The 7,488-nt window shown below is 64.1% G+C and carries 5 protein-coding genes and 1 pseudogene; 5 read left to right on the top strand and 1 reads right to left on the bottom strand.

The genetic code is table 11. From position 1 onward, the window contains the following. Positions 1 to 1,603, bottom strand: a pseudogene (locus tag EOA28_RS18225) (peptidoglycan-binding protein); the annotation flags it as partial. Positions 1,604 to 2,056: 453 nt separating this feature from the next. Between EOA28_RS18225 and EOA28_RS18220 the strand changes: the two are divergent. The 5 genes from EOA28_RS18220 to EOA28_RS18200 all read left to right on the top strand — a co-directional run. Further along, the gene (locus EOA28_RS18220) at positions 2,057 to 2,521 is read left to right on the top strand and encodes a MerR family DNA-binding transcriptional regulator (RefSeq protein WP_127250805.1); all 465 of its coding nucleotides are present in this window, start codon (positions 2,057 to 2,059) and stop codon (positions 2,519 to 2,521) included. Positions 2,522 to 2,748: 227 nt separating this feature from the next. Then, on the top strand, positions 2,749 to 4,545 hold the full coding sequence (locus EOA28_RS18215; RefSeq protein WP_127250792.1) for an acyl-CoA dehydrogenase: 1,797 nt from the start codon (positions 2,749 to 2,751) through the stop codon (positions 4,543 to 4,545). 52 nt (positions 4,546 to 4,597) lie between these two features. Beyond that, positions 4,598 to 5,770, top strand: a complete 1,173-nt coding sequence (locus tag EOA28_RS18210) for an acyl-CoA dehydrogenase family protein (RefSeq protein ID WP_127250791.1) — start codon at positions 4,598 to 4,600, stop codon at positions 5,768 to 5,770. 33 nt (positions 5,771 to 5,803) lie between these two features. After that, positions 5,804 to 7,012: an acetyl-CoA C-acetyltransferase gene (locus EOA28_RS18205; protein WP_126079360.1), complete on the top strand. Its 1,209-nt coding sequence runs from the start codon at positions 5,804 to 5,806 to the stop codon at positions 7,010 to 7,012. A gap of 12 nt (positions 7,013 to 7,024) precedes the next feature. Then, positions 7,025 to 7,488: enoyl-CoA hydratase-related protein (locus EOA28_RS18200; RefSeq protein ID WP_189342087.1), on the top strand; the 464-nt coding region annotated here is incomplete at its 3' end.

Below are 7,488 nucleotides of genomic sequence, written 5' to 3'. Positions count from 1 at the left end.
CTTCCAGGCTGCGGATCAGCGCCGGATCGATGCCGGCGACCTGATGCGCCGACGATTCCAGCCGGCTGGAAATATCCTCGAGCCGGCTTTCGAGCCCGCGGATCGCCATATCGCTGGCGGGATCGGGCGCGCGCGTCTCGATGCGCTTGGCCAGAGCGGTGAAGCGGGCATCGATCGCTTCCATGATGCCGGCGCTGTCGTCTTGACGCATGCGCTGGTCGAGCCTATTCGCCACCTCGTCCAGCCGACGCTCCAGATCGTGGAACAACGCGTTGCTTTGTTCGATTGCGTCTCCCTGGCGGCGCTCGAGCAGCATCGACAGCGCGTCGAAGCGCTGCTCCAGGCCCTGGAAGATCTGGTCCGCGTCGGGCATGGCCGGCGCGCGGTCCATCTTGTCGGTGATGGAAGCGATCTGTTTGCCCAGACGCTCCATGGCCTGCTCGGGCAGATCGGTGCGGCCGGCCAGCTGGTCCACGCGGCTGGTGAGAAGATTGAGGCGGTCGAGGACCTCGGCGCCGGGCTGCGACTGCGCGACCTCTTCGATCTGCACCGCCAGCGAGGCCATGCGCTTCTCGATCCGGCCGAAGGTCTCGGGGTCGAAGGCATTGGCCTGCGCGGCCACCGTCGATGCGACGATGGCGCGGGAAATCTCGTCCAGCCGCTCGTCGATCATGGCGAGCGTTTCGCCGCCGCGCGCGGTCTGCTGGCCGGCGAAACGGTCGACCGCGCCGGCAAGCGTGCGCACCTTTTCCTCCAGCGAGCGCAGCGAAAGCGATTCCGGCAGGCTGTTGACGGCGCTGCTAATCTGCTCGAGCCGATCTGTCAGCACTGAAAGGCTAGGGCCTTCGGCGCGCTTGCGCTGGTCGGCGTCGACACGGTCCTCGAAAGCGCTCCAGCGGCGGTCGAAATCGTCCCAGCGGCGGTCGACCTTCTGCACGCTTTCCTCGCGCGCCAACGTGTCCAGCGCGCCCTTCACCTGTTCCAGTTCCAGCCGCAGCAGATTGACGCTGCGGTCATCACTTTTTTCGGCGAGCGACTGGATCGCTCCCGAAAGCCGCTCGAATTCGAGGCCGAGCTCGGCGCTGCTCTTGTCGGGCATCGCGCCGCGCTGGCTGTTGGCCTGCAGGGCGCGGTCGATATCCTGGCGAAACGCCTCGAATTCGCGCTGCAGGCCGGCGGTCATCTGGTGCCGAAGTTCCTCGCGCAGCCCGCGCAACTCGACGGCGATCTTGCCGACCATGGCGACGCTGTCTTCCTGGCCGCGCACCCGGTCGATGTCGCGCGCGATCGCCTGATAGGCGGGCGCGGGGTTTTGCGGGGCGCGCTCCTGCGGCCACGGATTCTGCGGCGCCCGGTCCAGGGGTCTTTGCACGGCATAGGGATCCTCATACCAGCGCGGCGCCTGGCCGTAAGGCTGCGTGCTGGGATAACGCGGCTCGGCGGTCGGCCGTCGCGGGTCGGGGCGGTCGGGCATGTCGGCGCGCGTCCGGTCCAGCCTCTGCTCGAGCGTTTCGAGCGAGCGGTTCAGTTCTTCGAGCGAGGCATGCGGCCGGCGTTGCCTGCCGGCGTTGAGTGTATCGAGATAGGACCGCTTGCTGTTCATCGATGCGCCCGTGTTCAGAGTGGCCGGCCAAAGACCGGTTTCCCAGTAGCCTGCCGGGTACGAAGCGAGCCGAGCGGTTTTGCTGCGGAGGAAGACGAGCTTCCCGGGTTTTACCCGCGCTTCGAAAACCGTGAAAAATTCGCTACAGGATAACCACGGGTGACCGACATGCGCACATTTCGCCCAACGTGGTAAACAAGGCGTTAACCAAGCTTAAGAAGTCGCGCATAAATCGTGAGCGGCATTTCGGGTGCGGCATAAAGGTTCGCTCCGACAACGCCCTTGCGTCACCCTGCGGCTGTCGATATAGGATTGACGTAAACGTAAAAGGTGCGAAGCCGTGCCTCTTGCGATTGATTTGTTGTTGCAACCACGATTGGAAGCACGCCCCCGCTTCCATTCAGGCGACGCTTGGTCCGCGACCGCGACGCCACCAGGGGAATGCCAGTGACCATGAAACTTGTTTCGCCCGGCGAAGCCGCGGCCAATACCAATGACATACCAGCCGAGGCAGGCGAGGAATTCGTCCGCATCGGTGAGATGGCCAAGAAATACGGCGTGACGCTGCGCACGCTGCGTTTCTATGAAGACAAGGGCCTTCTCAATCCTCATCGCGACGGCTCGACCCGTCTCTACACGCGCCGCGACAAGGCTCGGCTGAAGCTGATCCTGCTCGGCCGCAAGGTCGGGTTCTCGCTGCGCGACGTCAAGCAGATGATGGATCTCTACGATCCGACCGGCACCAACACCAAGCAGCTGCGGCTGGCGCTCGACAAGTCGGAGAAGCAGCTCGCTCGCCTGCAGAAGCAGCGGGCGCTGATCGATGATGCTATCGGCGAGCTGAGCAACTCGATGTCGGTCGTGCGGCAGATGCTCGTCGAGCGCACCGCGCCGCCGCAGGCCAGCGCCGTCGGCTGATCGCCCGCTCTTCCGGAATACCGGGACGTAGAAAGCCGCGTGGCTATGGCCGCGCGGCTTTTTTGTCGTCACAATGCCTGACCGCTCACAAAAATTTCAGGCTGCGACGAAGTTGACGTTTACGCAAACGTCAATATTTGCTATCGCAACATCGACATTGGCCCGGTCTCCCTGTCCGGGAGAGGCGACTTGCCGGCCGGGCCGGGACTGTAAGGGTGGAGGAAGGCATGACGATCTACAGGGCCCCGATCCAGGACACGCTGTTCGTGCTCAACGACGTGCTGGGCTATCAGCGCTATTCCAATCTTCCGGGCCTCTCGGACGCGACGCCCGACGTGGTCGAGGCGATCCTCGCCGAAGGCGCCAAGCTCGCCGAGAACGTCATGCATCCGCTGAACCGGGTTGGCGACATGGAAGGCTGCGTGCGCCATGACGACGGCTCGGTGACGACGCCGAAGGGCTTCAAGGACGCCTACGACCAGTATCGCGAGGGCGGCTGGATGGGGCTTGCAGCACCCGCCGAGTTCGGTGGCCAGGGCCTGCCCTATGCGGTCCACACTGCCGTCTCCGAATACATGATTTCGGCCAACATGGCGCTGATGATGTATCCCGGCCTGACGCAAGGCGCCATCGCGGCCATCGTCACCCATGGCACGGACGAACAGAAGGCCACTTGGCTGCCGAGGCTGATCGAGGGCGGCTGGACCGGCACCATGAACCTCACCGAGCCGCATTGCGGCACCGATCTCGGCCTGCTGCGCACCAAGGCCGTTCCCAACGGCGACGGCACTTACAGGATTTCCGGCCAGAAGATCTTCATCTCCGCCGGCGAGCACGACATGTCGGACAACATCGTCCATCTGGTGCTGGCCCGCGTCGAGGGCGCGCCGGAAGGCGTCAAGGGCATCTCGCTGTTCATCGTGCCGAAGTTCAAGCTTGATGCCGCTGGCAATCCCGGTGAGCGCAACACGCTCTCCTGCGGCTCGATCGAGGAGAAGATGGGCATCCACGGCAACTCGACCTGCGTCATGAATTATGACGAGGCCGAGGGCACGCTGCTCGGCGAATTGAACGGCGGCTTGAAGGCTATGTTCACCATGATGAACGAGGCCCGCCTCGGCGTCGGCCTGCAGGGGCTTTCGGTCTCCGAGATCGCCTATCAGAACGCCGTCTCCTACGCCAAGGACCGGCTGCAGGGGCGCTCGCTGTCGGGTGCCAAGGCGCCGGACAAGAAGGCCGATCCGATCATCGTCCATCCCGACATCCGCCGTTCGCTGATGACCATGAAGGCCTATAACGAGGCCGGCCGCGCGCTGGCATTGTGGACGGCGATCAAATCCGACGTCGCGCATCGTTCCGGCGACGACAAGGACCGCCAGGCGGCCGACGATTACACCGGCCTGATGACGCCGGTGGTCAAGGGCGTGCTCACCGACAAGGGTTTCGACCACGCGGTGATGGCCCAGCAGGTGTTCGGCGGCCACGGCTATATCGAAGAGCACGGCATGAGCCAGTTCGTGCGCGATGCCCGCATCGCCATGATCTATGAAGGTGCCAACGGCATCCAGGCGCTCGACCTCGTCGGCCGCAAGCTGGCGCAGAATGGCGGTCGCGCCGTGCAGGCCTTCTTCAAGGAGCTCGGCGAGTTCTGCGAGGAGAACCGCACTGATGAGAAGATGGCGCCCTTCACCAAGGCGCTGAAGAAGGGTCTCAACGACCTGCAAGCGGCTACGATGTGGCTGGTGCAGAACGCCATGGCCAAGCCCGACAACGCAGGCGCCGCCTCGACCGACTACATGCATCTCTTCGGTCTCGTGGCGCTGGGCTATATGTGGGCCCAGATGGCGAAGTCCGCGCAGGCCAAGCTCGCGGAAGGCGCCAACGGCGCTGCGCCATTCTACGATACCAAGCTGGTCACGGCGCGCTTCTTCATGGAGCGCATCATGCCGGAAACGGCGACGCGGCTTGCCCGCATTTCCAGTGGCGCGGACACGCTGATGGCGTTGCCGGCGGAAGCGTTCTAGATTCGGCGGGCCGGCGCCGCCGGCCCACAATCGTCGGAACGCGGAGGAAAACGTGGCGACAAATCCAGCCGAAATTCTTGGTCTTCCGAAGCCCGCCTGGGCGGCGGACGAGGTCGGCATGCTCCACGACATGGCGTCCCGCTTCATGGCCGAAGAGATCGCGCCGCGCTATGACGAGTTCGAGAAGAACGAGATGTTCGACCGAGAGAGCTGGCTGAAGGCGGGCGCCGCCGGGCTGCTCTGCGCTTCCATGCCGGAGAAATATGGCGGCTCGGGCGGGACTTTTGCGCATGAGAGCGCGATCATCGAGGCGATCGGCCATGTCGGCGTCGACGGTTTCGGCATCGGCCTGCACAATTCGATCGTCGCACCCTACATTCTTCACTACGGCTCCGAGGAGCAGAAGCAGAAATGGCTGCCGAAGCTTGCGACCGGCGAGCTTATCGGCGCCATCGCCATGACTGAGCCTGGCGCCGGCTCCGATCTGCAGGGCGTCAAGACCCGTGCCGAGAAGGACGGCAACCACTACAAGATCAGCGGCTCGAAGACCTTCATCACCAATGGCCAGCTGGCCAACCTGATCATTGTCGTCACCAAGACCGATCCGGACAAGGGCGCCAAGGGCACCTCGCTGATCGTCGTCGAGACCGACGAGGTCGAGGGTTTTCAGCGCGGCCGCAACCTCGACAAGATCGGGCTGAAGTCGAACGACACGTCCGAGCTGTTCTTCAACGACGTGCGCGTGCCGACCTCCAACCTGCTCGGCCACGAGGAAGGCAAGGGCTTCGTCCAACTGATGCAGCAATTGCCGCAGGAGCGCCTGCAGATTGGCACGGGCGCGATCGCCATGATCGAGCGGGCGCTGGCGCTCACCATCGATTACGTCAAGGAACGCAAGGCCTTCGGCAAGGCCGTCATCGATTTCCAGAACACCCAGTTCAAGCTGGCCGAACTGAAGACCGAGGCCACGATCGGCCGCGTCTTCTACAATGACTGCGTCGCCCGCCACATCGACGGCGGCCTCGACCCAGTGACCGCCTCGATGGCCAAATACTGGCTCAGCGACCTGCAGGGCAAAGTCGTCGACGAATGCCTTCAACTGCATGGCGGCTATGGCTACATGAATGAATATCCGATCGCCCGCATGTACCGCGACGCCCGCGTCCAGCGCATCTATGGCGGCACCAACGAGATCATGAAATTGCTGATCGGGCGCTCTCTCTGAGCGCGGCGGCCGGCAAAGCCAAGGAGCACGAAAATGACTGAGGCTTACGTCTATGACGCCGTGCGCACGCCGCGCGGCAGGGGCAAGAAGGATGGCGCGCTGCATGAGGTGCCGGCGGTGCGGCTCGCCGCGAAGACGCTCGAGGCGTTGCGCGACCGCAACGGGCTCGACACGGGCAATGTCGACGACATCATCTTCGGCTGCGTCGACCCGGTCGGCGAGGCGGGCTCGGTCATTCCGCGCGCCGCCGCCTTCGAGGCCGGCTACGATACCAAGGCGCCGGGCATGCAGATCTCGCGTTTCTGCGCTTCGGGCCTCGACGCCATCAATTTCGGCGCCGCCAAGATCGCGCAAGGGGCGGACGAGATCGTCATTGCCGGCGGCGTGGAATCCATGTCGCGCGTCGGAATGGGCATGTCCGGCGGTTCCTGGTTCATGGATCCGTCCGTAGGCCTGCCCGGCTGGTTCGTGCCGCAGGGCATCTCGGCCGACCTGATCGCCACGAAATACGGCTTTTCCCGCGATGACGTCGACGCCTATGCAGTCGAAAGCCAGAAGCGCGCCGGCAAGGCGTGGGAAGAGGGCCGCTTCAAGAACTCGGTGATCCCGATCAAAGACCAGAACGGCCTGTTGATCCTCGACCGCGACGAGCACATGCGGCCCACGACCGACATGCAGTCGCTGGCCTCGCTCAACCCGTCCTTCGTCATGCCGGGCGAAATGGGCGGCTTCGACGCGGTGGCGGTGCAGAAGCACCCGGAGGTCGAGGAAGTGAACCACGTCCACCATGCCGGCAATTCGTCGGGCATCGTCGACGGTGCTGCCGCCGTGCTGCTCGGCTCGAAGAAGGCCGGCAAGTCCATGGGCCTGAAGCCGCGCGCGCGCATCCGCGCCTTCGCCAATATCGGCTCGGAGCCGGTGCTGATGCTGACCGGTCCGGTCGACGTCACCGAGAAGCTCTTGAAGCGCGCCAAGATGAAGCAGTCGGACATCGACCTGTTCGAGCTCAACGAGGCCTTCGCCTCCGTCGTGCTGCGCTACATGCAGGCCTTCGACATCCCGCATGACCAGATCAACGTCAATGGCGGCGCGATCGCCATGGGCCATCCGCTCGGCGCCACCGGCGCCATGATACTGGGCACGGTGCTGGACGAGCTGGAGCGCCGCGACCTCACCACCGCGCTGGTCACGCTCTGTATCGGCGCCGGCATGGGCACCGCCACCATCATCGAACGCGTCTGAGGGAGAGAAGAGATGAGCTACACCAATTTCACCCTCGACGTGGATGCCGACGGCATTGCCTTGATCACCTGGGACATGCCGGATCGTTCGATGAACGTCTTCACCGAAGAGGTGATGCGCGAGCTGGACGCCATCGTTGATAAGGTGGCCGGCGATGCCGCCATCAAGGGCGCGGTCATCACCTCCGGCAAGGATACATTCTCCGGCGGCGCCGACATCACCATGCTGCAGAAGATGCTGGCCACCTTCGCCGCGGAAAAAGAGAAGGATCTCGACAAGGCGACCAAGGCGCTGTTCGAGAATGCCGGCTATATGACCGGCCTGTTCCGCAAGATCGAGACTTCCGGCAAGCCTTGGGTGTCGGCGATCAACGGCACCTGCATGGGCGGCGCCTTCGAGATGTCGCTTGCCTGCCACGGCCGCGTCGCCGCCGATTCCGACAAGGTGAAGATGGCGCTTCCCGAAGTGAAGATCGG

The organism is Mesorhizobium sp. M2A.F.Ca.ET.067.02.1.1 (assembly GCF_004023285.1).
Lineage (GTDB): Bacteria > Pseudomonadota > Alphaproteobacteria > Rhizobiales > Rhizobiaceae > Mesorhizobium.
The sequence above is the reverse complement of the archived record's forward strand: the minus strand, read 5'-3'. Positions and strand labels throughout refer to the sequence as shown.

Bases quoted from the DNA above. Each gene is read 5' to 3' on its own strand.
- EOA28_RS18215 (WP_127250792.1), top strand. From the start codon at position 2,749: ATGACGATCTACAGGGCCCCGATCCAGGACACGCTGTTCGTGCTCAAC.
- EOA28_RS18220 (WP_127250805.1), top strand. From the start codon at position 2,057: ATGAAACTTGTTTCGCCCGGCGAAGCCGCGGCCAATACCAATGACATA.
- EOA28_RS18205 (WP_126079360.1), top strand. From the start codon at position 5,804: ATGACTGAGGCTTACGTCTATGACGCCGTGCGCACGCCGCGCGGCAGG.